The sequence below is a fragment of the Bailinhaonella thermotolerans genome, assembly GCF_003594875.1.
GTDB classification, from domain to species: domain Bacteria; phylum Actinomycetota; class Actinomycetes; order Streptosporangiales; family Streptosporangiaceae; genus Bailinhaonella; species Bailinhaonella thermotolerans.
In genome coordinates this window covers 85,964-111,609 of record NZ_QZEY01000004.1, presented here as the reverse complement: position 1 = coordinate 111,609, position 25,646 = coordinate 85,964, and the positions used below count along the sequence as shown (strand labels likewise).

Genomic DNA, 25,646 nt, shown 5'->3' with positions numbered 1-25,646 from the left:
ACGTTTACTCCGGACGCGTGCAGTAGTCCCCGAATCCGGACTCCAGCATCGCGAACGCCTTCTCCGCGGCCTCGCGGGCGCCCGGATGGATCTCGTCGAGGGTCTCCCCCGCCCGCCTCCGCCGCAGGAAGTAGGAGTTCACCACGCGCAGGGCGGCGGAGATCTGGGCGGCGGCGAGCGCGGGCACCGGATCGTCGGGCCCGGCGTCCGTTTCCTCGGCGAGCGCCTCCGCCAGGGCGTCCTCGCGGCGGCGCTCGACGTCGCGGATCCTGTTCGTGAGCGCGGGGCTCTCCTCCACCAGGCGCGCGAACGTCTCGGCCCCCTCCGCGAAGCCGTGCCGCCAGTCCCGGCGCTCCAGCGAGTCGAGCAGGTCGCGGCGGAGGGCGGCGAGCGCGGACTCCCCCGGGAGGCGGGACCGCACGACGCTCGCCAGGTGGTCCACCACGACGGGCTCGCGGTCGGCGAACAGGTCCTCCTTCGTCCTGAAGTAGTTGAAGACCGTGTTCACGGACACGTCGGCCGCGCGCGCGATCTCCGCGACCGTGACGTTGTCGAAGCCCCTGACCGCGAACAGGCCCATGGCCACGTCCGCGATGCGCTGCCGGGTCTCGCGCTTCTTGCGTTCCCGCAGCCCCTCACCCTGTGCCATGCCTTCGATCCTACCAAAATTGGTGTGACTTAAATTTTGGTGTTACTCTAATTTTCATGAGCGAGAAGATGATCGTCACTCGCGGGCTGTCCCGGTCGTTCGGGCGCGTGGAGGCGGTGCGGGGCCTGGACGTCGAGATCGGGGCCGGCGAGATCGTCGGCTTCCTGGGGCCGAACGGCGCGGGCAAGACCACCACGCTGCGCATGCTCGCCACGCTGCTCCGCCCCACCGACGGCACCGCGACCGTCGCCGGGCACGACCTGCTCGCCGACCCGCGCGGGGTGCGGCGCGCCATCGGCTACGTGCGGCAGGGCGGCTCGGCGGACCCCACCCGCCCGGTCCGGGAGGAGCTGGAGCTCCAGGCGTCGCTGTACGGCTTGCGCCCGCCCCGCGAGCACGTGGCGCGCGTGTGCGAGGCGTTCGGCCTGACCGGCCTCGCGGACCGGCCCCCGGCCGCGTTGTCCGGCGGGCAGCGCCGCCGCCTCGACCTCGCGCTGGGCCTGATCCACCGGCCCCGCGTGCTCTTCCTCGACGAGCCCACCACCGGCCTGGACCCGCGCACCCGCGCCGCCCTCTGGGACCACGTCCGCCGCCTGCGCGAGGAGGGCACCACGGTCCTGGTCAGCACCCACTACCTGGAGGAGGCCGAGGCCCTCTACGACCGGGTGCTCATCATCGACGGCGGCGCGATCGTCGCCGACGGTCCCCCGTCGGCCCTGAAGAGCCGGGCGGGCGGCACCCTCGGCGACGCCTACCTGGCCCTCACCGCCGACGCCTGAGCCTCGGCCACCGGAAAGGAGAAGACGCATGTTCATCAGGGATTCCGCCGCGGTGTTCCATCACGCCGTGCGCGCCACGTTCAGGACGAAGGCGGGGGTGCTCATCGGGGCCGTGCAGCCGCTGCTGTACCTGGCGTTGCTCGGGCCGCTGCTGGCGCGCGCCGTCCCCGGGGGCGGCGGATGGGAGGTGGTCGTGCCGGGGATCCTGCTCCAGCTCGTGCTGATGAGCGCGGGCCTGGCCGGGTTCGGGGTCGTCTTCGACAGGCAGACCGGGGTGCTGGAGCGGCTGCGGGTGACCCCGGCGAGCCGGGCGGCGCTGCTGACCGGGCGGGTGCTGCGGGACGCGCTGGTGCTGGTCGCGCAGTCGGCGCTGATCCTGGCGCTGGGGTTCGCGCTGGGGCTCCGCGCTCCGGTCGCGGGGGTGCTGGCCGGTCTCGCGTTCGTGCTGGTGCCGGCGCTCGGGCTGGCGGCCCTGTCGTACGCGGTGGCGCTGCGGCTGCCGCCGGAGGTGTTCCCGCCGGTGATGACGACGGCGATCGTGCCGCTGATGCTGCTCTCCGGGGTGTTCCTGCCGATGTCCATGGCGCCCGGGTGGCTGGACGCCGTCTCCCGGGCGATGCCCCTGCGGTACGTCGTGGACGCGATGCGGGACCTGTTCGCCGGCCACTACGCCACCGGCTCGGTCGGGATCGGGCTGGCCGTGTCCGTGGTGTTCCTGGCCGTCGCGCTGGCGGCGGGCACCCGGGCCTTCCAGCGGGAGAGCGCGTAGCCTGGGTGGCCATGCGTGATCTGTATCCGGAGATCGAGCCCTACGACCAGGGCCTGCTGGACGTCGGCGACGGCCAGCGCATCCACTGGGAGCTGTGCGGGAACCCCGCGGGCAGGCCCGTGGTCTTCCTGCACGGCGGCCCGGGCGGCGGCATCACCCCGCTGCACCGGCGGTACTTCGACCCCTCGGCGTACCGCGTCCTGCTGTTCGACCAGCGCGGCTGCGGGCGCAGCACTCCGCACGCCAGTGCCGGCGACCTGACGGCCAACACCACCTGGCACCTGGTCGCCGACATGGAGCGGCTGCGCGAGATGATCGGCGTCGAGCGCTGGATGGTGTTCGGCGGGTCGTGGGGCAGCACCCTCGCCCTGGCGTACGCGGAGACGCATCCCGAGCGCGTCTCGGGGCTGATCCTGCGGGGGATCTTCACGATGCGGCGGTCCGAGATCGACTGGTTCTACGAGGGCGGCGCGTCGGCCGCGTTCCCCGACTACTGGGAGCTCTTCCTCGCGCCGATCCCGGAGGAGGAGCGCGGCGGGCTCGTCGAGGCGTACCACCGGCGGCTCAACGACCCCGACCCGGAGGTGCGGGCCGAGGCGGCGATCGCGTGGAGTCAGTGGGAGGCGCGGACCATCACGCTGCTCCCGGACGCGAAGATGATCGCGGAGTACGGCGAGCGCGACTACGCCCTGGCCTTCGCCCGGATCGAGGCCCACTACATGGTCAACGGCGCGTTCCTGGAGCCCGGTCAGCTCCTGCGCGACGCGCACCGGCTGCGGGGCATCCCCGGCGAGATCGTGCAGGGCCGGTACGACCTGGTGACCCCGGCGACCACGGCGTGGGAGCTGCACAAGGCCTGGCCGGAGGCGCGCTTCACGATCGCGGAGGGCGCCGGGCACGCCGGGAACGAACCGGCCATCATCCACCATCTCGTCGAGGCTACGGACAGGTTTAGATCGATTACCTGACGTGCAAAGATCCTGATGTGTTCATCATCATCAGGATTGTCGTGGTGGCCCTGGGGCTGTGGGCCGCCGAATACTTCGTCGAGGGCGTCAAGGTCACCACGAACGACACGGGCAAGAAGGTCCTCACCCTGCTCGCGGTCGCGGTGATCTTCGGCGTCGTGAACGCGGTGATCAAGCCGATCGTCAAGACCGTCGGCTGCGCGGCCTACGTGCTGACCCTGGGGCTGATCGCCCTGGTGGTCAACGCGCTGCTGTTCCTGCTGACCGGGTGGATCGCCGACAAGATGGACCTGCCGTTCCAGGTGGACGGGTTCTGGGCGGCGTTCTGGGGCGCGATCATCGTGGCGGTCGTGAGCTGGCTGGCCAGCCTGGTCCTGGGCGGCCGCGACGACTGACCGTCAGCGGACCGGCTCGCCCGCCGGGCCCCGGCGGGCCAGCTCGGCCACGGCCGAGAGCACCCGCGGCCACGCCTCCGACAGGGGGTCGATGAGCCCGTAGTGCTCCACCCCGCGCAGCTCGCGCAGCGTCACGTCGCGGCCGGCGCGGGCGAAGTCGCGGCTGAGCGTGACGGGGACCTGGACGTCCAGGTCCCCGTGCAGGATCACCACCGGCAGGTCGTACGGCCGCAGCCGGGCGGGGTCGGCGGCGGCGTACCTCGGGGGGTGCACGTGCGGGGAGCCACCGAGGAAGGCGTCCACGGCGTCCCCGTCCAGGCGGAGGCGGCTCGCCCGGCCCAGGTCGCACACGGGCGCGAGGGCGAGGACCCCGGTGACCGGCGGCGGCTCCTCCCGCCGCCAGCGCGGCGCCGGGAGCCGGTGCCGCGCCGCCGACCACAGCGCGAGCTGCCCGCCCGCCGAGTGCCCGGCCAGCACCACCGGCGGCCCGGCCGGGGAACCGTCCCCGGGCCAGACGGCGGCCAGGAGCCCGGGGAGGGCGTCCAGCGCGGCGGCGACGTCGTCGAGCGTCTCCGGCCATCCCGACCGCCGGTACTCCGGAGTGCAGGCCACGTACCCCTCGGCCGCGAGCGCGCTGGTCATCGGCGCGGTGTGGGCCCGGTCGTACTCCGGCCGCCAGAACCCGCCGTGCAGCATCACGACGACGGCCCGGGGGGACGCCGGCGGCAGCCGTACGTCGATGACCTGGTCGGGGTGGGCGCCGTAGGCCACGGTGAGGTCGGGCGGGGGCGCGGGCCTGGTGAGGACTTCGCGGGGGTCGCGCATGGGGCGAGCCTATGATCCGGCGGCGCGCGCCGGGAAAGCGAAAGCGCCCCGGATGTCCGGGGCGCCCTGTGTGAGTCCAGAGCGGACGACGGGATTCGAACCCGCGACCCTCACCTTGGCAAGGTGATGCTCTACCAGCTGAGCCACGTCCGCGTGCTGCCCGATCTCTCTGACCGGCACGAGAGAGAAGCTTACCCCATTTTCGAGGGCACGCCACCTCGATCGCCGCCCCCGCACGGCATCCAGCCCGCCACCGCCCGTCGCGCACGGCGGGGCGGGGCCGTGCGGGCGGGGCGGTCAGGAGGTGAGGAGCTGCTCGCGCTCGCGGGTGAGGGTGGCGGCGGCGCGGGTCAGCTCGTCGTGGCGGGCGCGCAGGCTCTCGACCGTGTGCTCCAGCCAGACCCAGATCTCCTCGACCTGCCGGGCGGTGCGGCCGATGCGCTGGTGCCGCAGCGCGTCGGTGATGACGTTGTCGAAGAACACGTCGGCGAACCAGCGGGTGTCCACCGGCGGCATGAGCACCTGCGCCGCCACGCCCACGTCCGCCAGCTCCCGGGTGAACACGTCGAGCGCGCGCTGCGCCTCCCAGGCCGCGCGGTCGGCGTGGGCCAGGTGCCCGTGCTCGGCCATGTCGGCGAAGCCCAGCCCCACCATGTCGCCGACCGACCAGCCGCGCGCCCGGCCCAGCGCCCGCAGCACGGTCGCCACGGCCGTCTTGGCCTGCTGCCCGGCCGCCAGCGCCTCGCCGTACTCCCGCAGGTCGCCCCGGGTGTCGGCGAGGCGTTCGGCCACCTCGGCCAGGTGGGCCGCGCGGGGGTCGCCGCTCGCGCGCACCGCCTCCTCCTTGCGGGCCAGCGCGCCGTCGTACTCCTGGCGGGCGTGTTCGAGCGTGACCAGCTCGGCGTTGATGCGGCGCAGGTCCTCGGTGAGCTGGAGCGCGCGCCCGCGCTCGCCCTCCACCTTGATGCGCGCCGCGTCGGCCTCGGCGCGTTCCCTGATCAGGCGCTCCTCCTTGCCGCCGGTCAGCGCGGAGAGCATGCCGACCAGCGAGCGGCCCTCCAGGCGGTCCACGTCGCGCTGCTCGGAGGCGAGCTGCGCCTCCAGTTCCACCAGGCGCTGGGTCACCGTGGCGAGCTGGTCGGAGACCACCTCCCTGCGGCGGCTCAGATCCCCGTGACGGCGCACCCGCTCGCGGGCCCGCCGTACGGCCTCGTCGATGTCTTCGTACATCCCGGCCTCCTCACCCCGCTTCAACGCCGGACGGCACCGTCCTGTGCCCGCCGCGCCCCTGGGTCTTCCCCCGGGGGCCGCCCGATCCCCCGCTATCCCCCGCTTCCCTGCGCCGCGGCGGAGGAATCCGCCGAAGTCGTGAATTCTTCACTGCCGCGCCCGGACCGCCCGCCCGAAGATCGGGGACATGACAGCGGTGATCCAGGTGAGCGGCCTCGTGAAGAGGTACGGCGACCACGTGGCGGTGCGGGGCGTCTCGTTCGAGGTGGCGCAGGGCGAGATCTTCGCGCTGCTCGGGCGGAACGGGGCGGGCAAGACCACGACGATGGAGGTCCTGGCGGGCTTCCAGCGCCCGGACGCGGGCACGGTGCGGGTGCTGGGGCTGGACCCCGTGGCCGACCGGGAGCGCGTGCGGCGCGGCGTGGGCGTCATGCTCCAGGAGGCGGGGTTCTTCCCCGACCTCACGGTCGCGGCGACGGTGGACTCCTGGCGCGACTTCGTGCCGGCCGCGCGGCCGCGTGACGAGGCGCTGGAGCTGGCCGGGCTGACCGGCAAGGCCCGGACGAGGGTGCGCCAGCTCTCCGGCGGGGAGAAACGCCGCCTGGACCTGGCGCTGGCCCTGCTCGGGCGGCCGGACCTGCTCTTCCTCGACGAGCCCACGACCGGGATGGACCCCGAGGCCCGCCGGAACACCTGGGAGGTGGTCAGGGGGCTGGCCCGGCGGGGCACGAGCGTGCTGCTGACCACGCACTACCTGGACGAGGCGCAGCGCCTCGCCGACAGCATGGCGATCATGGACCGCGGCGGGATCGTGGCGCGCGGCGGCATGGCCGAGACGCTCGCGTCCCGGACCGGGCGCGTGGCGTTCGAGCTGCCCGCCGGGGTGGAGCCCGCCGAGCTGCCGATCCCGGTGACCGCGCTGGACGGGCGGACGGCTATCTGCCGGGTGGCCGACCTCGACACCGCCGCGCGGGACCTCATGGCCTGGGCCGCCGCCCGGGGCGTACGGCCGCGCGGGCTGGAGGTGCGGCAGGCGACCCTCGAAGACCTGTTCCTGGACCTGGCCGCCGGTGACGCGGGCCCCGCCGCCGACGAGGCGGACGGCGTTGACAAGACCGACGACAAGGAGGTGGCGTGATCATGGCCGTTCGCGATGTCGCGGTGCTCGCCCGGTTCGGCGCGCGCCTGCACTGGCAGGACAAGATCGCCCTGACGACCGCGATCGCGCTGCCGCTGGCGCTCGGCCTGGGCCTGCCCGCCCTGTTCGCCCGGCTCGGCATGCCGGCGTCCGCGCTGCTGCCGGCGCATCTGGGCCTGCTGGCGACGCTGCTGCTGCTCATGTCGATGAACCAGATCGCCGTGGTGCTCACCGTGCGGCGCGACCAGCTCGTGCTCAAGCGCCTTCGCGCGACCGGGATGCGGGACCGGGACGTGCTCGCCGGGGAGATCGTCAACATCGCCGCGCAGGCGTCGCTGGTCTCGATCGCGCTGGTGCTCCTGGCCCGGCCGCTGGCGGGCCTGACGCCGCCGCGCGACCCGCTGCTGCTCCTGGTGTTCCTGGTGGCCGGCGCGCTGACGCTGGCCCTGCTGGGCGCGGCGTGGACCGCCGCGATCCCGCGCTCGGAGCTGGCGGCGGCGATGACCATGCCGTTCTTCATGCTGGCGGGCTTCTCCTCCGGCGGGTTCGGGCCGATCGCGGAGCTCGCGCCCGCCTGGGTCCGGACGGCGTTCGAGCTGCTGCCGACGTCGGCGGTGGCGGAGGCGGCGCGGATCGCGTACGACCCGGCGGGGTCGCCGGCCACGGACCTCGCGGCGGCGGCCGGGCCGGCGCTGACGCTGGCGGTGTGGGCGGCGATCGGGCTGGCCGCCACGGCGCGGTGGTTCCGCTGGGAGCCCCGCCGCTCGTGACGGGCCGGAGAACGCGGGAATCGCCGCGGCGGAAATTTCCGAAATCGCTAAAAACCGGTCGAGACGGGATAATCCCCCGGTGAACGCACAGCGCCTGGCCGTCGCGGTCGTCTACACGATCTCGATCGGCTTCCCCCTCAACCTGGTGCTGATCGTGCTCACCCACGGATCGCCCCGGCAGCTCGTGGTGACGCTCCTGGGCCTGGCCGTGTTCTTCGCGGCCCACCACCGGCAGGTCAACGCCGCCCTGCGCGACGAGCGGCCCCGCGGGTTCCCGTACGCGCTGGCCGCGCAGGCGCTGGCGGCGTACGTGCCCGCGCTGTTCCTCGGCGGTCTCTACTCGTACTCCTGGCTGACCTCGATGCCGACGATCCTGGCCGGGGCCGTGCTGCTCCGGCTCCCGCTGGTCTGGGGCGCGGTGGCCGCCTGCGCGATCGGGGCCGGCAACTTCCTCGCGGGCCTGCGGGTGCTCGGGCAGGGCACCCTGGCGATGGGCCTGTACAACCTGCTGACGGTCGTCGTGACCGGGTTCGTGATCTACGCGGTGGTGCGGCTGGTCGTGGTGTCACGGGAGCTGGCCCGGGCCCGGGAGGAACTCGCGGAGGCGGCGGTGCTCAAGGAGCGGCTGCGGATCTCGCGCGACCTGCACGACGGGCTGGGCCGCAGCCTGACGGCGATCGCGCTCAAGGGCGACCTGGCCGGGCGCATGCTGGACCGCGACCCGTCGGCGGCGGCCGGCGAGCTGACCGAGCTGGTCCGGGTGGCCCGCGAGGCCGCCCAGGACGTACGGCAGGTCGCCCGCGGCTACCGGGAGGCGCGGCTGGGCGAGGAGGCGGCGCGGGCGGTGTCGCTGCTGGAGACCGCCGGGGTGTCCTGCCGGGCCGACCTGGAAGGCCCCGACCTGCCCCGGCCGGCCGAGGAGGCGCTGGCCTGGGCCCTCCGCGAGGCGGTGACCAACGTGATCCGGCACTCCCGTGCGACCACCTGCGCCATCTCGGTGCGGGAGACCGGCGGGGCCGTGCGGCTCACGGTCGTCAACGACGGCGCGCCGGAGCGCGGCCCGGACGGCGGCGGGCTGACCGGGTTGCGCGAGCGGATCGAGGCGCTGGGCGGCCGGGCCGGGGCCGAGAGGTCCGCGGACGGGGAGTTCCGCCTGAGCGTGGAGGTGCCGCTGTGACGCCGCGCCGCTGGACGATCGGGGGGACCTCATGATCCGGGTACTGCTGGCCGAGGACATGCTCATGATCCGGTCGGCGCTGACCGCGCTGCTGCGGCTGGAGCCGGACATCGAGGTGGCCGCCGAGGTGACGCGGGGCGACGAGATCGTGCCCGCCGCGCTGCGCGTGCGCCCCGACGTGGCGATCGTGGACATCGACCTGCCCGTGGTGGACGGCATCACCGCCGCCGCCGACCTGCTCGGGCGCCTGCCCGAGTGCCGGATCCTCGTGCTCACCGCGCTCGGCCGCCCCGGCCAGGTCCGCCGCGCGCTGGCCGCGGGGATCGAGGCGTTCCTGGTGAAGGACGCGCCCGGCGAGCGGCTCGCGGACGCCGTACGGCGCACCGCCCAGGGCCTTCGGGTGCTGGATCCGGAGCTGGTGAGCGCCGCCATGGCGTACGGCGAGAGCCCGCTGACCCCGCGCGAGACGCTGGTGCTGCGGGAGGCGGCGCGGGGGCTGGCGGCCGAGGAGATCGCGGCGGCCCAGCACCTGTCGGCGGGGACCGTGCGGAACTACCTGACCTCGGCGATCGCCAAGACCGGCGCCCGCAACAAGATCGACGCGATCCGGGTGGCGGAGGACGCGGGCTGGCTCTGAGCCGCCCGCGCCCGCGGGTCCCCGTGTGATGGGCGGAACCCGGCGGAGCCAGGGCGTAATGGACAGGGTGACCGTGTCCTGCCTCAGGATCAGGACACGGCCACCCCGCGCTTTCTACCCTAGTCCTCCTTGCCCGGTTGAGGCGATCTTGTCCTCAGGAAAACCTCAGCGGCCGATCAGGTATCTCATCGCCCGGCCGAGGAGCGCGGCCCGCTGGGCCTCGGTGGCCACCTGCTCGACGCCGAAGCCGAGGATCACGGTGTCCCTCGTGGCGACAGCGGCCGTCTTGTCGGCCTGCTGCCGCGTGAAGTCGCCGCCCGCGCCGCTGCCGGCCGGCGGGCCGGGCAGCGCCCAGGCGCCCATCCCGGTCTCGAAGCCCTCGGCCTGCGTCGCCGTGCCGCCGACGACCAGCTTCGTGTCGTCCACGAAGACGCCGATGCCGCCGCTGCCGGGGTCGGTGACGTACGAGATCGAGATCTCCACGCGCTTGCCCGCGTAGGCCGACAGGTCGACCGAGACCGGCTTCCAGCCGCCGGAGCTGCCGGTGATCCGGTTCCACGTGCCGGTCGTGCCGCGCGGCTGACACGGGTTGCCGCCGGTCAGGTAGTGCGTGAGCCACGGGTGCATGTCCAGGTAGAACCCGGCCTCGCACTCCGCGGGGACCGTCGTGTCCGACAGCCCGGTCTCGTCCGGCAGCGTCGTCCAGTCCTCGGCGCCGGCGGTGTGCGCCTCGATGATGACGTTGTCGTAGCCGCTCTCCATGTCGTAGGACATCTGGAACTGGAGCTTGGGCGCCTGCGCCGCCGTGACCGAGGTCAGGTCGAACGTGCGCGTGAGCCGCATGTACGACGCGTCCTGGTGCGGCCCGGCGATGTACCAGTCGCCCTCGACGGGGTCGAACGGCCCCCTGGCGCCCTCGTAGTCGCCCGCCTTCCAGCTCCGGAACTGCGGGAACCGGTCGGGCGGGAGCGCGTCGGAGGTGACCTGGAAGTTGCCGGCCTCGTTCAGCGGGTTCGCCGCCGGCGGCCCGAACGTCGCCGACAGCCCCTCGTACGGCCGGTCGGTGCCGGTGAAGCCCGTCGGGCCCTCACGCGGCGTCCTGCCGTACACGCCCATGTAGTACTGGGTGAAGTCGTCGGCGAGGATCAGGCACTCCTCGAAGAACCCGGCCTGCGTGGTGATCACGCAGTCGGCCTCGGGGTTCCCGTCCAGGCCGTAGTAGATCCCGCCGACCTGGGCCCCGAAGAAGCCGTAGTAGGCCGCGGTCTCACCGGTGTGCATCACCTTGCCGCCCTCGTTCAGGTAGTCCCTGACGGAGAGCGTGAGGTAGTGCTGCGACGACTTGACGTCCAGGTCCGGCAGCGGGCCGAACGGCGTCTGGGTCTCCACGTCCTGCGCGGCCATGGACAGCCGGTTGTCGCCGAGGTACCACGCGACGCCGCGGAAGTGCCCGAGCACGCCCAGGTGGTGCGGCACGCCCTGCTTGTCCACGTCCCAGACCTCGGAGTCGTAGCCCGCGGCCTTCAGCTCCTTCTGGTACTGCGCCGCGTACTTGGGCGCGGTCACCGTCGGCGGGTAGTCGGGGTTGAAGCCGGTGTAGTCCTCGTTGGCGAGCACCAGCACCCGGGCGCGGGAGTCCTTGGACAGCGTGTAGGTGAACTTCTCGCTCTCGACGCGGCCCTTGCCGGGCTTGACCCCGCTGAACCACACCTCGACCTTGTCGCCCGGTTTCGCCCCCGTCACCAGGGAGCGGTACTCGGCGAAGTACAGGTCGTTCTCGTCGCCGTAGCGCTCGCCGCCCTTCCACTCCAGCACCGGCCGGGTCCTGGCGGTCCCGCCGTTGATCCGGAAGTGCATGAGCTTGGCGTGCAGCGACCGCCGCGCCGTCACGGCCACCGGCTGCGGGTCGCCGTACGACTCGGTGAAGGGGTCGATCCGGAAGTCGGGGACGGAGCGGCCGACGACCGACACCGGGTCGTCCGGGTCGTGGACGGACTTGGCGGTGGCCAGCGCGAGCGGGACGTTCTTGGCGAACTCGGCCTGGATCAGCTTCTCGCTGTCGGGGAACGTGAAGCCCTGGCCGCCGGCGCAGTCCTCCAGCGTCCACTCGTCGTTCGGGTCGCTCTGGACCGCGACCTCGCAGGTGGTCATCTCGGGCGTGACCGCCAGCGCGCCGCGCACGTTGGTCATGTGGCCGTCGGTGTCGCCGTTGGTGATGTACAGCTCCGCGCCGATGTCGGGGTCGTACCCGGGCACGGCGGGCCTGGCGTCGTCGCCGAGCAGCGCCTCGAAGATCAGGTCGTCGGGCGTCGGCGTCGCCTGCTGCCAGCCCACGCCGTACAGCAGCAGCTCGGCGGCGGAGTGGTAGTTCAGGACGTAGGTGAACCTGACGCGGGAGGCGAGCTGGTCCACGGCCCTGATCTCGGGCTCGGACATGGCGGCGGGGCCGCGGTAGGTGAGGCTGACGGGGTTCTCCGAGGAGCCCTCGTTGTCGTAGCCCCACTTGTAGCGGAAGTTGCGGTTCAGGTCCACGCCGTCCGCGCCGGTGATCCGGCCGTCGCCGTCGTTGTCGCGCAGGTTCTTGCGCCACAGCCGCTGGCCCGGCTCGAAGGTGTGGTCGTACCCGTCGGGGTTGGCGACCGGGATGAACCACAGCTCGGTGGTGTCCACCAGCTTCTTGATCTCGGCGTTCCCGGCGTACCCGGCCAGCACGTGCATGAGCAGGCGCCGGGTCATCTCCGGTGTGATCCACTCGCGGGCGTGCTGCGCGGACATGTAGAGCATGGCCTTGCGGGACCCGTCCCGGAGCTGCCGGGCGCCCTTGGTCACCTTGATCGCGGTCAGCGTCTGGCCCTGGTGGGTCCGGCCGATGTCCACGACCTTGGCGATGTCGGGGTGGGCGTTCGCGGCGGCCACGATCTGCTCGCGGATGCCGCCTGGCCCGCCGTACTTCTTGTAGACGTTGTCGCCCTTGGCGAGCCGGGCGTCCAGCGCCTTGGAGGCGGGCTTGCCGCCGATCCGCTTCACCGTCAGCTCGACGCCCTTGGACCTGAGCTGCTCGGCCTGCCTGCCGCCGAGCGCCACCTCGACGACGACCTTGTCCTTGGTCTTGCCCTTGCCGTACCGCAGGTCCTCGCGGGACACGCCCGAGCGCATGAGCTGTTCCAGCTCACGCGCGCCGAGCTCGCCCGTGTAGACCTCGACGGCCTCGGACGGTTCGGGTTTCGGCGTCGCTTGCGCGGGTGCGGCGGTCATGCCGAGGACGACGGCAGCCGCCGCGATCAGGGCGAGCTTCGCACGCTTCATCGCGGCTCCCTAGGGGTGCTCGGGAACGGCCGCCGGGGGCTCGAATCCCGGCGGCCGAAGCCCCGCGCGGAGTGGTGTCCACACGGGTGATCGCAATGTCCGCTGGCGTCCGCCGCCTGTCAATGCGACTTTTCACGCCATATCTGAGATTGGCCGCTTTCGGTCATCCCGTACGGCTTCCGCCCAGGCAGACGGGGTGCGGGCCGCTGTCACAAGTGGGTCACGGAACGCGAAACGGGGAGTGGGGCGCGCGACCGGTCTCGCGCACCCCACTCGCTCAGGGAACCGTTACGGGACGTCGAAGCCCAGGGTGAAGGCTCCGGAGCCGCTGTAGGCGTGGACCCGGTAGCGGTAGTTGCCGGCGGTGCCGTTGTAGTTGACGCTCTCGTCGGGACCCGGGCTCGTCGAGCTGGCCACGGTGGTCCAGGTGCCGCTGCTGTTCTGCCGCTGGAGGTAGAGGTCGAAGTCGACCCCGTCCGGCCCGTCGAGGCAGCCGACGTGCGCGCCCGCGGCGGCGGTGAACGTGTAGTACAGGTTCTGGTTGCTGGTCAGGTTGCCGGTGCGCGTCTGCTCACGGCCGGCGCAGCCGGGGGGCGGCGGCCCGTCCGTCGTCGTCAGCGTCAGGCCGTACGCCGACAGGATCTCGTTGACCGGCTGGAAGAACGTCGTGCCGCCGGAGCTGCAGTTGCCCGAGCCGCCGGAGGTGACGCCCTGCGCCTGGCTGCCGGAGATGTAGGAGCCGCCGGAGTCACCGGGCTCGGCGCAGACCGTGGTGCGGGTCAGGCCGGTCACCGTGCCCTCGGCGTAGTTCACCGTCTGGTTCTTGGCCTGGATCGTGCCGCAGTGCCAGCCGGTGGTGGAGCCGGAGCGGCAGACCGAGGCGCCCACCGCGGCCTCCGTGGAGCCCGCGACGTTGACGTTGCCGCCGCTGTAGTTGTTCACCCACGGGCGCGGCGTCCAGTTGGAGTTCGTCGAGACCCAGCCGTAGTCGTTGCCGGGGAACGACGAGCCCTGGAAGCTGCCCTGGGGCTGGCGGTTGAAGCCGGTGGTCGTGGTGCCGACGCGCCCGCAGTGGCCGGCCGTCACGAAGCCGGGGGTCGTGCCGCGCGTGACGGAGAAGCCGACCGAGCACCGGGACGAGCCCGGGTAGTAGGCGTCGCCGCCGCGGATGTCGTAGTAGAGCCTCGGCGCCTCGGCCGAGTTCACCACGCGCACCGCGCCGCGCTCGGCGCCGCTCTGCCCGACGAACCCGTCGGCCTGGCCGCGCGCGCTCGACTTCGACAGGACGACCACGCTGTTGGTGGTCACGTCCACGTACCAGCCCGCGACGTCGCGCGGGGCGCCCGACCTGCGCGCGTCGAGCTTGGACTTGACGGCGTTCAGGTGGCGTTCGCTCCGCCGTACGACCTGGGGTTCGGCGCCCTCGGCGCGGACCGCGTCGGCCTTGGCCGCGTCGGTCACGCCGACATGGATCTTCGTGGCGTCGGCGGACAGCCACAGGCCGCCGAACGCCTCGCCCAGGGACGCGCGCAGCCGTTGTTCGGCCTGCGCGGCCTGGTGTTCCTTGGCGAGCCGGGCGCGTGCCTGCTCGTCGGTGATCCCGAAGGTGCGCTTGAGCGCCTCGACCATCTCCGGCTGGGGGGCCGGCGGGGCCGTGACCTGGGGGACACTGGCCGGGGCCGTACGCGGGGTCGCGCTTCCGGCCGCCGGGAACACGACGATGACGGCCGCTGCCGCCGCCACCGCCAGACCCGCCTTCGTGAGGCGATGCCGTGCTGCTCGTGCTGCCATGCCTTGGACTCCTTGGGGGTGAGGAGCGAGAGAACTGGCGCAGGCCTGCGTATCCGGAAGCATTACATCTGACTACATTTCGTCAATTGTCTGGACCGAGCCAACCCGGGGGCAGATTTAAAGCGATTCTCAAGTTAAGAGGGCGAGGGCCGTGCTTGAGCGGGCGGCGGAGGCCCGCTATGTTCGCGACAAGAACACCTGTCCGGAAAGCGAACATGCAGACGATCTTCGGAGCGGTCTTCGCGCGCGGCGCGGCGGCGGACCTGACCGGCGGCGCGGCGTGGCTGCGCGCGATGCTCGACGCCGAGGCCGCGCTGGCCCGCGCCCAGGCCGCCGCCGGGATCATCTCGGCCGCCGACGCCGACGACGTGGTCGCCGCGGTGGGGAGCCTCGGCGCCGACCCCGGCCTCGAACCCCGGCTGGGGACCGCCGCGGCGGGCGCGGGGAACCCCGTCGTGCCGCTGGCCGCCGAGCTGCGGAGGCTCGCCCCCGCCGCGCATCACGGCGCGACCAGCCAGGACATCCTCGACACCGCCGCGATGCTGGTCTCCTTCCGGGCGCTCGGGCCGCTGCTCGACGACCTCGCGGCGGCCACCGGCCGGTGCGCCGCGCTCGCGGACGAGCACCGGGACACGCTGATGGCCGGGCGGACCCTGCTCCAGCAGGCCGTGCCGGTGACCTTCGGGCTCCGGGCCGCGGGCTGGCTCACCGCGCTCGACGCGGCCGCCGCGCGCCTGCGCGAGGTGCGCGCCCGGCGGCTGGCCGTGCAGTACGGCGGGGCCGCCGGCACGCTCGCGCCGCTCGGGGACCGGGGCGCCGAGGTGGTCCCGCTCCTGGCCGCCGAACTGGGGCTCGCCGCTCCCCCGCTCCCCTGGCACACCGACCGGACCCGGATCGGGGAGCTGGCCGGGGCCCTGGGGACGGCCGCCGGGGTGCTGGGCAAGATCGCGCTGGACGTGAAGCTGCTGGCGCAGACCGAGGTCGCCGAGGTGGCCGAGCCCTCAGGGGACGGTCGCGGCGGGTCCTCGGCGATGCCGCACAAGCGCAACCCGGTGGGCGCGGTGGCGGTGGCCGCCTGCGCCCAGCGGGCCCCCGGGCTGGTCGCCACGCTGCTGTCGGCGATGGTCCAGGAGCACGAGCGCGCGGCCGGGGCCTGGCACGCCGAGTGGGAGCCGCTGTCGGACCTGCTCCGCGTCGTGGGCAGCGCCGCCGCCTGGGCCCGGGAGCTGCTGGCGGGGCTGCGGATCGACGCCGCGCGCATGCGTGGCAACATCACGGACGTGCACACCGGCGGCGCGGACCCGGGGGCCTACCTCGGCTCGGCCGCCGCCTTCATCGGCAACGCGCTCGCCTCGCGTCAGGAGACGGTTTGATCGACTACGAGATCAGCGGCCCGGACGGCGCTCCCGTCGTGGTCCTCGGGTCCTCCCTCGGCACCACCCGCCGCATGTGGGACGACGTGCTGCCCGCGCTGACCCCGCGGTTCCGCGTCCTGCGGTACGACCACCGGGGCCACGGGAGCCGGCCCGTGCCCGCCGGGCCGTACGAGATCGCGGACCTGGGGCGGGACGTGCTGGACCTGATGGACCGGCTGGGCGTCGTGCGCGCGCACCACGCGGGGCTGTCGCTGGGCGGCATGGTCGCGATGTGGATCGCGGCGCACGCGCCCGAGCGGGTGGACCGGCTCGCGCTACTGTGCACGTCGGCGCGGCTCGGCCCGCCGGAGATGTGGGCGGACCGGGCGCGGGCCGTGCGGGAGGGCGGGACGGCCTCGCTGGCCTCGGCCACGGCGGGCCGGTGGTTCACCGCGGCCTACCGGGAGTTCCGCCCGGACCGGGTGGCCGAGGTGCTGGGCATGCTCGCGGACACCCCGGACGAGGGGTACGCGGCGTGCTGCGGCGCGATCGAGCGGATGGACCTGCTCCCCGACCTCCCCAAGATCGCCGCGCCGACGCTGGTGATCGCGGGCGACGCCGACCCGTCCACGCCGGCGGACCCGCACGGGCGGATGATCGCCGGCGCCGTCCCCGGCGCCCGGCTGGAGATCGTCCCGGGCGCCCACCTCGTCGCGGTCGAGCGCCCCGACCTCGTCACCCGCCTCCTGCTGGACCACTTCACCGAGCCCGTACGGCCCGGGCCCGGCGATCCCGGGGACGTCGGCGGTTCGGCCGGTCCGATCGGTGCGGCCGGTTCGAGTGACGCGCGCGGTCCCGGGAGCCCGAGCGGTTCCGGGGCGGCGGGCGCGCGGCCGTACGGCACGGGTCGGGGCGCGACCGAGGGCGGCGCGGGGCGGAGCGCCGGGGACCCGCGGTGGGCGGCCGGGGACCGGGTGCGGCGGGAGGTGCTCGGGGACGAGCACGTGGACCGGGCGTGGGCGGCGGCGACGGAGTTCACCGGCGACTTCCAGGACTTCGTCACGCGGTACGCCTGGGGGGAGGTCTGGGCTCGCGAGGGGCTGGACCGGCGCACGCGGAGCTGCGTGACGCTGGCGCTGCTGGCCGCGCTGGGACACGAGGGGGAACTGGCGATGCACGTCCGCGCGGCGCTGCGCAACGGCGTCTCGCCGGCGGAGATCAGGGAGGTGCTGCTCCAGACGGGGCTGTACGCCGGGGTGCCGGTGGCCAACCGGGCGTTCGCGATCGCGCGGGAGGTGCTGGATGGCCGAGGAGCAGTCTGACTTCGTGCAGTCGCTCGCGCGGGGGCTGGCGGTGATCCGCGCGTTCGACGCGGACTCCCCCACGCTCACGCTGAGCGAGGTCGCGCGGGTGACGGGGCTGCCCCGGGCCGCCGCGCGCCGCTTCCTGCGCACCCTGGCCCAGCTCGGGTACGTCAGGACCGACGGCCGCGTGTTCGCGCTCACGCCGCGCGTCCTGGAGCTGGGCTTCGCCTACCTGTCCAGCCTGTCGCTGCCCGAGGTGGCCCAGCCGCACCTGGAGGCCCTGGTCGCCGAGGTGCACGAGTCCGCCTCGGTCTCGGTCCTGGACGGTCCCGACGTGGTCTACGTGGCCCGGGTCCCCACCTCGCGGATCATGCGCGTCATGATCAGCATCGGCACCCGGTTCCCCGCCTACGCGACCTCCATGGGCCGCGTCCTCCTGGCGTCCCTCCCCCCGGCCGACCTGGACGACCACCTGGCGAAGACGACCCTGGAACCCCTCACCCCGCACACGATCACCACCGAGCCCGCCCTGCGCGCCGAGCTGTCCCGCGTCCGCGCCCAGGGCTGGGCCCTGGTCGACCAGGAACTGGAAGAGGGCCTCCGCTCCATAGCCGCCCCCATCCGGGACCGCGAGGGAAATGTGGTGGCGGCCGTCAACATCTCCGTCCAGGCCACCCACACCACCCCCGCCCAGACCCGGGAGTCCCTCCTCCCCCCGCTCCTGCGCACGGCCACCGCCATAGAGTCCGACCTGACCTCCACCCACCCCTGACCCCCACCCCCTCGCGGAGCCCCCGGCCCCTCGCGGGGCCCCCGCCCATACCCCACCCCTTCGCCGGGCCCACGCCCCGCTCCCGGCCCCGACCTGGCCCCGCCCCGCCCACCTCCCCCGGCGTGATCCTGCGATCCCGCACCACGCCGACGCCACCCGGGGCGCCGGGATTCGGGAGGGGCGTGCGGGATCGCAAGATCACGGCGAGCCTGGCGCGCGAGCGGCGCGGGGACCATGGGAGACGGGACAGGGGTGGCAGAAGGGACGATGGAGGGCCGCACCGGTCCCGAGGCGTTCGCTCCCCGCGCCGGAACCACGGAGCCCGGCGAGCCGAGGCCGCTCCCCGCCGCACCGGACTGCCCGAAGGGGTCCACGCCGACACCAGAGACTCCCCACCCGGGCCCGCGCCGGCCGTACGACCGAAGTCCCCCGATCCACGGGCCCCCGGATCCGGAAGGCGGTCAGCCGGGGTCCAGGGGGGACAGGCCCACCTCGGCGCGGCGTTTGTCGACCAGGGTGGGGTCGTCGATGGGGTGGGGGACGCCCTCGGGGGTGCGGCTGGTGCCGTACCGCTGGGGAAGGCCCTCGTTCACGGCCACGCGGTCGGCCAGGTAGGCGACGTGGGCCGGGGACGCCTCGCCGATCGCGGCGGCCTGTTCCAGCTCGCTCAGGGCGGCGCGCTGGAACTCGGGGTCGTGGTCGGCGTTGAGCGCGATGAGCCAGGCCGCCTCGGCTCCGTCCTCGCCCACCACGCTGCGGTGCGGCCAGCCCCGGGCGAGCAGCACGCCCCGCAGGAAGGCGACGTTGTCCGACGCGGTGGCGTGGGCGGCGGCCGGGCCGGCGCGGCGGGCCCGCTCCTTCCGCTCCACGAGTTGCGAACGCAGTACCTCGTCCATGCCCTCACGCTCCCAGGCGCACCCGGGTTCGCCAAGCCGGTGACAACGTTGTCTGCGCCTCCGGGTTGGGTGATGATCTGGGCGGGTGCTACGCGGGAGGTGCGATGGGGGGACGGGACGGGCCGGGGAGCAGGCCGACCATGAAGGACGTCGCGCTGCTCGCGGGGGTGGCGCTGAAGACGGTCTCGCGGGTGGTGAACGAGGAGCCGGGGGTGAACCCGGCGACGGCGGTCCGGGTGCGGGAGGCGATCGAGCGGCTGGGGTACCGCAGGAACGAGGGCGCCCGGCTCCTGCGCAGCGGCCGTACGGCCAGCATCGGGCTGGTCATCGAGGACGTGGGGGACCCGTTCTACTCGGGGTTGTTCCGGGCGGTGGAGGACGTGGCGCGGCGGCACGGGTCGCTGGTGTTCGCCGGATCGTCCGGGGAGGACCCGGTCCGGGAGCGGGAGCTCGTGCTGGCGTTCTGCGCGCGGCGGGTGGACGGGCTGGTCGTGGTGCCGGCCGGGGAGGACCACGCCTACCTGGGGCCGGAGCTCGCGGCGGGCATGGGCGTGGTGTTCGCCGACCGGCCCGCCGGGAACCTCGCCGCCGACACCGTGCTCGTGGACAACCGGGGCGGCGCCCGCGCCGGGACCGCCCACCTGATCTCGTACGGCCACCGCCGGATCGCCTGGCTCGGCGACTCCCCCGCGATCTTCACGGCGGCCGAGCGGCTCCGCGGCTACCGTACGGCTCTCGCCGAGGCCGGCCTGCCGTACGACCCGTGCCTGGTGGCGAGCGGGGCGACCACGACGGAGGCGGCGCGGGCGGCCCTGGACCGGATGTCGGCCCTCGCCGACCCGCCCACCGCGATCTTCACGGGGAACGGCCGCGCCACGATCGCCGCCCTGCGCGCCCTGGGCCCGCGCCGGTACGCCCTCGCCGGGTTCGACGACTTCGAGCCGGCCGACCTGCTGGGCGTCACGGTCGTCGCCCAGGACCCGGTCCGCCTCGGCCACACCGCCGCCGGGCTGCTGTTCGCCCGACTCGCGGGCGACCGGGACGCCCCCCGCGAGATCGTCCTGCCCACCCGCCTCATCCCCCGCGGCTCCGCCGAACGCCCGCCCGCCTGACCGTCACGCACCCACCTGGACCACCTGGACCACCCGGAGCCACCCGGAGCCACCCGGACCGCGCCGGGCACCCCGGACCCACCCAGGCCGCCCCGGAACCGGGCCATCCGGACCAGCCGGGCCGCCCCGGGGCCGGGTCAGCCCTTGAGCGCGCCCGCCATGAGCCCGCGCATGAAGAAGCGGCCGAGGAGAACGTAGACGATCAGGGTGGGCAGGGACGCCAGGAGGGCGGCGGCCATCTGCTGGCTGTACGGGACGACCTGGGCGCCGGCGATGTTGTTCAGGGCGACCGTGGTCGGCCAGGACAGCGGCCCGGTGAGGAAGACCGCGAACAGGAAGTCATTCCACAGCGCGGTGAACTGCCAGATCAGGACCACCGCGAACGCCGGCCCGGACAGCGGCAGCACGACCCAGCGGTAGGTGCGGAACATCCCGGCGCCGTCCACGCGCGCGGCCTCGACCATCTCGTCCGGGATCGTCACGTAGTAGTTCCGGAAGATCAGCGTCGTGATGGGCAGCCCGTAGACCACGTGCGCGAGCACCAGCCCGGGGATGCCGCCGATCAGGTCCGCGGCGGTCATGAGCTGGACCAGCGGGATCATCACCGCCTGGTACGGGATGAACATGCCGAACAGGAACAGCGTGAACACCGCGTCCGCGCCGGGGAACCGCCACTTCGCCAGGACGTACCCGTTCAGCGACCCGAGCACGGCCGAGATCAGCGACCCGGGCACGGCCAGTTGCACGCTGTTCCACAGCCCGGGCGCGAGCGCCGTCCACGCCGCGCGCCAGCCCTCGGCGGTCCACACCTCCGGCAGCAGCCACGCCCGGCTCGGGTCGGCCTCCGACAGCGGCTTGAAGCTGGTGACCAGCAGGACGTACACCGGCATCAGGAAGACCAGGGCGAACACCAGCAGTAGCGTCATCCGCACCACCGGGAGACGGCGGCGGCGGGGACGCGGCACGGCGCGCGGGGCGACGGGCCGGGCCTGCGGCGGGGAGACGGCGGTCATGCGCGGCGCTCCGAGCGGACGGTCCAGACGAGGTACGGGATGACGAGCACGGCGACCGCGAGCAGCATGTACGCGGCGATCGTGGCGCCCTTGGCCGGATCGTGCGCGTCGAAGGTCATCACCCACATGTAGACGGCGGGCACGTCCGCGATGATCTGCTTGGTCGCGATGGCCACCACCAGGTCGAAGATCTTGAGCGAGATGTGCCCGAGGATGATCAGCGCGGCGAGCGTCACCGGCCGCAGGTGCGGGAAGACGACGTACCGGTACACCTTCCACTCGGTGCACCCGTCCACCCGCGCGGCCTCGCGCAGCTCGTCGGGCACCCCGCGGAACCCCGCGAGATACAAAGCCATGACATATCCGGACATCTGCCAGATGGCGGGCAGGGCCATCGCCGCCATGCCGTACGACCGGTTCTGCCACCACTCGTTCGCCAGGAAGCCCAGGCCCACGGAGTCGAAGAGCTGGTTCAGCCCGACCCCGCGCTCGGGCGGCGCCGGGCTCATCAGCCACCGCCACACGATCCCCGTCGCGATGAACGACACGGCCATCGGGAACAGGTAGACCGCCCGGAACCCGCCCTCGCCGCGGATCCCCTTGTCCATCAGCAGCGCCAGGAACCACCCCAGGACCAGCGCGCCCAGCACGAACACCACCGTGAACAGCACGGCGTGCCGTACGGCCAGCCCCCAGCGCTCGTCGTCCCACAGCGCGGTGAAGTTCTCCAGCCCCACGAACTTCCCGGCGGTGACCTGGTCGTGCTGGTCGCTCATCGCGAGCTTGAAGTTCCAGCCGATCAGCCCGTAGACGAAGACCGCGATCGCGATCATCGACGGCGCCAGGAGCACCAGACCCGGTAGCCACCTGCGATAACGCCGCACGCCTCTCCTCTCACACCCCCGGGCGCAACCGGTCGTACGGCGGCGCGCCGGCCCCGTCGCGGAACCGGCGCGCGGCCGGGCCGGCTACTGGCCGCTGTTCTTGGCGGCGGCCGCCAGCGCCTGCTGCAGCTTGGGCACGTCACGGCTGCCCAGGAACAGGCCCACCGCCGTGTCGATCTCGGTGTGCCAGCGGTCGTTCACCGTGACCCCGTGCCACATGGACCCGGCCAGCTTGTTGGTGCTCCACTGCTCCAGGGCCCAGGCCAGGTAGTCCTTGTAGAGCGACCTGTCGGCGTCCTTGCGCGCGGGGATCGAGCCCTTCGCCGGGTTGAAGAGGTCCTGCCCCTCCTTGCTCGCGCAGATCTTCAGCCACTCCACGGCGGCCGCCCGGTGCGGGGCGTTCTTGGGGAGGGTGAAGCTGTCCGACAGCCACATGTAGACGCCGTCGGTGCCGGGCGAGGCCGCCCAGTCGTAGTCCTGCTTGGGCTGCTTGCCCAGCTCCTTGAAGTACCCGGCCGCCCAGTCGCCCATGATGTTGAACGCCGCCTTGCCGTCCACGACGTTCTTGGCCGCGACCTGCCAGTCGGTGGAGGCGGCCTCCTGCTGGGTGTAGCCGAGGATGGTCTTGAAGTTCTCCAGCGCCTTGGTCACCTGCGGGCCGGACCAGTCGGCGTTCGCCGTCCACAGCGCGTTGTAGGCGTCCACGCCGAGCGTGCCGAGCAGGACGCTCTCCAGCAGGTGGTCGGCGGTCCACTGCGCGCCCAGCGACAGCGGGATCTTCTTGGTCTTCTCCTTGACCGTCTTCAGCGCCGCGATGAACTCCTCGATCGTCTTCGGCGCCCCGCTCAGCCCGGCCTCCTTGAGCACGGCGGGGCTGTACCACAGCACGTTCGACCGGTGGATGTTCACCGGCACCGAGTAGATGTTGCCCTGGTAGGTGATCTGCTCGATGAGCTGCTGCGGGAACGCCTCGCGCAGCTTCTGCTCGTCGTAGAAGGAGTTCAGCGGTTCGAGCTGACCGGCCTTGATGTACCCCAGCAGCTCCGCGCCCGCGTGCCCCTGGAAGGAGTCCGGCGGCTGGTTCGCCTGGAGCCGCGACGCCAGCACCGCCTTGGCCTGGGTGCCCGAGCCGCCCGCGACGGCCGCGTTCACGAACTCGATCCCCGGTTGCTTCTTCTTGAAGTCGGCGACCATGGCCTCCAGGCCCTTGGCCTCACCGCCGCCGGTCCACCAGGAGAAGACCTCGACCTTCGTCGCCGCCTGCTTCCCGTCCCCGCCCTGCTCGCCTCCGCCGCCTCCGCACGCGGTGACGGCCAGCAACCCGGCCAGGCTCACCGCGACGGCAGCAGTCCAGCCTCGTCGCATCGGCACGTCCCTTCGAGCCAACCCTGCTCCCTGGACCCCCGAGCCATGCTGACAACGTTGTCAGCTCAAATCATGGAACCCATGCGTCCCCCGGCCGGTCAAGACGCGAGCGGATAACGTCTCGGCATCTGTGCCCTCCTCCGCCCCGGCCCGCGCGACCGCGCCGTCCCGGTCACCCGTACGCGCCGCGGCCCCACCTTCCTGATCACCCGTACGGCCCGCGGCCCCACCTTCCTGATCACCGTACGGCCCCCGGCCCCGGACGCGAGGACGACCGGGGGCCCGCGGCCCCGGGCGGGCCGGGCGCCTCGCGGGAGCGGGCGGGGCGGTCAGGCGGGCGCGGGGAGGGCCGGCGTGAGGAGGGCGGGAGGCACGGCGGCGCGGAGGGCGGCCGAGAAGGCGGCGACGGCGGGGTGGCGGGCGGCGCCGTCGCGGTGGGCGATCTCGGTGCGGCGGTGCAACGGCAGGCGGCGCAGCGTGACGTTCGCGGGGGCGGCGGCGATCGCGAGTTCCGGGACCAGGGCCACGCCCTGCCGCACGGAGACCAGGGCGAGCACGGTGTCGAAATCGTCCACGTGGTGCCGGGCGCGCGGGGTGAAGCCGGCGGCCTCGCAGGCGCGGACGGTCATCGCGTGGCACAGCGTCCCCGGCACGGCCAGGATCCACGGCGCGTCCCGGCAGGCCCGCAGCGCCTCCCCGCCCCGGCCCGGGAGCGGCCCGCCGTCCCCCGGCGCCCGCTCGCCGGTCCCCCCGGGGCCGGGAACCGCGTCGGCGGAGACCTCCCCGGCGAGGACCTCCCCGCCGGAGGCCGGCGCGGCCGGGGCCGGGACCGCCTCGACGGAGGCCGGGTCGGCGGAGACCTCCCCCGCGGGGGTGGCGAGGTAGAGGGGTTCGGTGAGGAGGGGGGCGGAGGCCAGGCCGGGGACGGGGGCGCGCGGGACGAAGTCGTAGTGGTGGATGAGGGCGACGTCGAGTTCGCCCGCGCGGAGGCGGTCGGCGACGGCCGCCGGATCGACCTCCTCGACCAGGGGCTCCAGGGCGGGGTGCGCGGCGGCCAGCGCGGCCAGGGCGGCGGGCAGGATCGCGCGGGCGGCCGAGGGGAACGTGCCGACCCGCAGCGGCCCGGCGGGGCCCCGGCGGGCTCCGGCGAGATCGGCCTCGGCGCGTTCCAGGCGTTCGAGCACGGCCTCCGCGTGGTCCACGAGCGTGAGCGCGGCGGGGGTGAGCGTGACCCGGCGCCCCGTGCGTTCGAGCAGAGGGACCCCGGCCTCGGTCTCCAGCACCGCGAGCTGCTGGGACACCGCCGAGGGGGTGTACGCCAGGGCCTCGGCGACGGCCGCGATCGTGCCCCGGTGGGCGAGTTCGCGCAGGAGACGGAGGCGTCGTACGTCGAGCATCAGTTCAGCTTACGCTCAACCCAACAAACGCGAACTGGACCTGAACCATCGCCCTCGGCCACGCTGGGGACATGACCACGACGAACCACCTGAACGGCGTATTCGTGCCGCTCATCACCCCTTTCGCCGAGGACGGCACGGTGGCGCTGGACCACCTCGACCGCCTCGCCCGCGACACCCTGGCCGCCGGCGCCCGGGGCCTGGTCGCGCTGGGGACGACCGCCGAGGCGGCCGCCCTGGACGAGGCCGAGCGGGAGGCGGTGACGGCCGTCTGCGCCCGCGCGTGCCGGGACCACGGCGCCCCGCTGATCGCCGGCGTGCCCGGCAACGACACGCGCGCGACCGCGGAGGCGCTGGCGAGGCTCACCCCCGAGGCCGCGTTCGCCCTGGTCACCGTGCCGTACTTCACCAAGCCGAGCGAGGAGGGCGTGATCGCGCACTTCGCCCGCCTGGCCGCTCGCTCCCCCGTGCCGATCGTCTTCTACGACATCCCCCACCGCACCGCCCGCCCCCTGTCGGCCGGGACCGTACGGCGGATCGCGGCCATCCCCGGGATCGCCGGCGTCAAGCACTCCCCCGGCGTCCTCGGCCCCGCGACGGTGGACCTGCTCGCGGACCCGCCGACCGGCTTCGCCGTACTGGCCGGGGACGACGCCTTCGCGCCCGCGATGCTCGCCCTCGGGGCGCCCGGCGCCGTCCTGGCCACCGCCAACCTGCGGCCCGGGGCGTTCGCCGACCTGGCCGGGGCGTGGCGGGACGGCGACGCCGAGCGTGCCCGCCGCCTCGGGAACGCGCTGACCCGGCTGGCCGCCGCCGCGTTCGCCGAGCCCAACCCGACCGTGATCAAGGGCGTCCTGCACGCCGAGGGGCGCATCCCCACCCCGGACGTACGCCTCCCCCTCCTCCCGGCCCATCCGGACTCCGTGGCCGCCGCCCTGCGCCACCTCACCGCCCTCGACCCGGCCTCGTCCGTCGCCTGACCCCGCCCCGCCTGACCCCGCCCCGCCTGATCCGGGCCCGCCGTCGCATGACCCGGCTCCGTGGTCGTCCGGCCCGGCTCCCGTGGTCGTCCGGCCCGGCCCGGGTCTCCGCCCGGGCCCCCGGCGGCCGGGCC

23 protein-coding genes and 1 tRNA gene are annotated in these 25,646 nt (G+C 73.8%); 13 read left to right on the top strand and 11 right to left on the bottom strand.

Annotated features, from left to right (window positions below):
* Positions 1–4: 4 nt before the first annotated feature.
* Positions 5–649: a TetR/AcrR family transcriptional regulator gene (locus D5H75_RS13080; RefSeq protein WP_119926711.1), complete on the bottom strand. Its 645-nt coding sequence runs from the start codon at positions 647–649 to the stop codon at positions 5–7.
* A 56-nt stretch (positions 650–705) separates the two neighbouring features.
* Between D5H75_RS13080 and D5H75_RS13075 the strand changes: the two genes are divergently transcribed.
* From D5H75_RS13075 to D5H75_RS13060, 4 genes are read left to right on the top strand one after another with little or no spacing between them, the layout of a single operon-like run.
* A complete protein-coding gene (locus D5H75_RS13075; RefSeq protein ID WP_242454208.1) occupies positions 706–1,428 on the top strand; it encodes an ABC transporter ATP-binding protein in 723 nt (240 codons plus the stop codon).
* 28 nt (positions 1,429–1,456) lie between these two features.
* On the top strand, positions 1,457–2,197 hold the full coding sequence (locus tag D5H75_RS13070) for an ABC transporter permease (RefSeq protein WP_119926709.1): 741 nt from the start codon (positions 1,457–1,459) through the stop codon (positions 2,195–2,197).
* Positions 2,198–2,208: 11 nt separating this feature from the next.
* The gene (gene pip / locus D5H75_RS13065; protein ID WP_119926708.1) at positions 2,209–3,165 is read left to right on the top strand and encodes a prolyl aminopeptidase; all 957 of its coding nucleotides are present in this window, start codon (positions 2,209–2,211) and stop codon (positions 3,163–3,165) included.
* Between the two features lie 17 nt (positions 3,166–3,182).
* Positions 3,183–3,560 (top strand): phage holin family protein, encoded by a 378-nt coding sequence (locus tag D5H75_RS13060; RefSeq protein ID WP_119926707.1) that lies wholly within the window; start codon positions 3,183–3,185, stop codon positions 3,558–3,560.
* A 3-nt stretch (positions 3,561–3,563) separates the two neighbouring features.
* On the opposite strand, the gene D5H75_RS44065 is transcribed toward D5H75_RS13060, so the two are convergent.
* The 3 genes from D5H75_RS44065 to D5H75_RS13045 form a co-directional block, all read right to left on the bottom strand.
* Positions 3,564–4,385 (bottom strand): alpha/beta hydrolase, encoded by an 822-nt coding sequence (locus D5H75_RS44065; protein ID WP_119926706.1) that lies wholly within the window; start codon positions 4,383–4,385, stop codon positions 3,564–3,566.
* An 80-nt stretch (positions 4,386–4,465) separates the two neighbouring features.
* Positions 4,466–4,538, bottom strand: a tRNA-Gly gene (locus tag D5H75_RS13050).
* A gap of 144 nt (positions 4,539–4,682) precedes the next feature.
* On the bottom strand, positions 4,683–5,615 hold the full coding sequence (locus tag D5H75_RS13045; protein WP_119926705.1) for a hypothetical protein: 933 nt from the start codon (positions 5,613–5,615) through the stop codon (positions 4,683–4,685).
* 187 nt (positions 5,616–5,802) lie between these two features.
* On the opposite strand from D5H75_RS13045, the gene D5H75_RS13040 reads away from it, so the two are divergent.
* The 4 genes from D5H75_RS13040 (at position 5,803) to D5H75_RS13025 (ending at position 9,337) form a co-directional block, all read left to right on the top strand.
* On the top strand, positions 5,803–6,753 hold the full coding sequence (locus D5H75_RS13040) for an ABC transporter ATP-binding protein (RefSeq protein ID WP_119926704.1): 951 nt from the start codon (positions 5,803–5,805) through the stop codon (positions 6,751–6,753).
* Between the two features lie 2 nt (positions 6,754–6,755).
* Positions 6,756–7,523, top strand: coding sequence for an ABC transporter permease (locus tag D5H75_RS13035; RefSeq protein ID WP_147425135.1), 768 nt, complete (start codon positions 6,756–6,758; stop codon positions 7,521–7,523).
* Between the two features lie 79 nt (positions 7,524–7,602).
* Complete coding sequence (locus D5H75_RS13030) at positions 7,603–8,700, top strand: sensor histidine kinase (protein ID WP_119926702.1); 1,098 nt, start codon at positions 7,603–7,605, stop codon at positions 8,698–8,700.
* Between the two features lie 31 nt (positions 8,701–8,731).
* Positions 8,732–9,337 carry a response regulator transcription factor gene (locus D5H75_RS13025; RefSeq protein WP_119926701.1) on the top strand — a complete coding sequence of 202 codons (606 nt, stop codon included), beginning with the start codon at positions 8,732–8,734 and terminating at the stop codon, positions 9,335–9,337.
* Positions 9,338–9,502: 165 nt separating this feature from the next.
* On the opposite strand, the gene D5H75_RS13020 is transcribed toward D5H75_RS13025, so the two are convergent.
* Both D5H75_RS13020 and D5H75_RS13015 read right to left on the bottom strand, forming a co-directional pair.
* Positions 9,503–12,643 carry a M14 family metallopeptidase gene (locus D5H75_RS13020; RefSeq protein WP_119926700.1) on the bottom strand — a complete coding sequence of 1,047 codons (3,141 nt, stop codon included), beginning with the start codon at positions 12,641–12,643 and terminating at the stop codon, positions 9,503–9,505.
* A 288-nt stretch (positions 12,644–12,931) separates the two neighbouring features.
* Positions 12,932–14,434, bottom strand: coding sequence for an alpha-lytic protease prodomain-containing protein (locus D5H75_RS13015; protein WP_242454207.1), 1,503 nt, complete (start codon positions 14,432–14,434; stop codon positions 12,932–12,934).
* A 215-nt stretch (positions 14,435–14,649) separates the two neighbouring features.
* Between D5H75_RS13015 and D5H75_RS13010 the strand changes: the two genes are divergently transcribed.
* Genes D5H75_RS13010 through D5H75_RS13000 form a run of 3 tightly spaced genes read left to right on the top strand, consistent with a single transcriptional unit; the run spans position 14,650 to position 17,865 of the window.
* On the top strand, positions 14,650–15,807 hold the full coding sequence (locus D5H75_RS13010) for a lyase family protein (protein WP_119926699.1): 1,158 nt from the start codon (positions 14,650–14,652) through the stop codon (positions 15,805–15,807).
* Positions 15,804–17,111 carry a bifunctional 3-oxoadipate enol-lactonase/4-carboxymuconolactone decarboxylase PcaDC gene (gene pcaDC / locus D5H75_RS42950; protein WP_119926698.1) on the top strand — a complete coding sequence of 436 codons (1,308 nt, stop codon included), beginning with the start codon at positions 15,804–15,806 and terminating at the stop codon, positions 17,109–17,111. Before D5H75_RS13010 ends, pcaDC begins: the two co-directional genes overlap by 4 nt.
* Entirely contained in the window at positions 17,092–17,865 is a 774-nt protein-coding gene (locus D5H75_RS13000) for an IclR family transcriptional regulator (protein WP_119926697.1), read from the top strand. The genes pcaDC and D5H75_RS13000 overlap by 20 nt, the downstream gene beginning before the upstream one ends.
* A gap of 461 nt (positions 17,866–18,326) precedes the next feature.
* On the opposite strand, the gene D5H75_RS12995 is transcribed toward D5H75_RS13000, so the two are convergent.
* A complete protein-coding gene (locus D5H75_RS12995; RefSeq protein ID WP_119926696.1) occupies positions 18,327–18,761 on the bottom strand; it encodes a DUF6624 domain-containing protein in 435 nt (144 codons plus the stop codon).
* 104 nt (positions 18,762–18,865) lie between these two features.
* On the opposite strand from D5H75_RS12995, the gene D5H75_RS12990 reads away from it, so the two are divergent.
* Positions 18,866–19,873 carry a LacI family DNA-binding transcriptional regulator gene (locus D5H75_RS12990; RefSeq protein WP_242454206.1) on the top strand — a complete coding sequence of 336 codons (1,008 nt, stop codon included), beginning with the start codon at positions 18,866–18,868 and terminating at the stop codon, positions 19,871–19,873.
* Positions 19,874–20,010: 137 nt separating this feature from the next.
* Here the strand turns inward: D5H75_RS12990 and D5H75_RS12985 are convergent, their stop codons facing one another.
* The 4 genes from D5H75_RS12985 to D5H75_RS12970 all read right to left on the bottom strand — a co-directional run bounded on the left by D5H75_RS12985 (position 20,011) and on the right by D5H75_RS12970 (position 24,532).
* Positions 20,011–20,886 carry a carbohydrate ABC transporter permease gene (locus D5H75_RS12985; protein WP_119926694.1) on the bottom strand — a complete coding sequence of 292 codons (876 nt, stop codon included), beginning with the start codon at positions 20,884–20,886 and terminating at the stop codon, positions 20,011–20,013.
* Positions 20,883–21,770, bottom strand: coding sequence for a carbohydrate ABC transporter permease (locus tag D5H75_RS12980; protein ID WP_242454205.1), 888 nt, complete (start codon positions 21,768–21,770; stop codon positions 20,883–20,885). The genes D5H75_RS12985 and D5H75_RS12980 overlap by 4 nt, the downstream gene beginning before the upstream one ends.
* Before the next feature lie 84 nt (positions 21,771–21,854).
* A complete protein-coding gene (locus D5H75_RS12975) occupies positions 21,855–23,135 on the bottom strand; it encodes an ABC transporter substrate-binding protein (protein WP_119926693.1) in 1,281 nt (426 codons plus the stop codon).
* Between the two features lie 329 nt (positions 23,136–23,464).
* Positions 23,465–24,532, bottom strand: a complete 1,068-nt coding sequence (locus D5H75_RS12970; RefSeq protein WP_119926692.1) for a LysR family transcriptional regulator — start codon at positions 24,530–24,532, stop codon at positions 23,465–23,467.
* A gap of 71 nt (positions 24,533–24,603) precedes the next feature.
* Between D5H75_RS12970 and D5H75_RS12965 the strand changes: the two genes are divergently transcribed.
* Positions 24,604–25,512, top strand: coding sequence for a dihydrodipicolinate synthase family protein (locus D5H75_RS12965; RefSeq protein ID WP_119926691.1), 909 nt, complete (start codon positions 24,604–24,606; stop codon positions 25,510–25,512).
* Positions 25,513–25,646 lie beyond the last annotated feature (134 nt).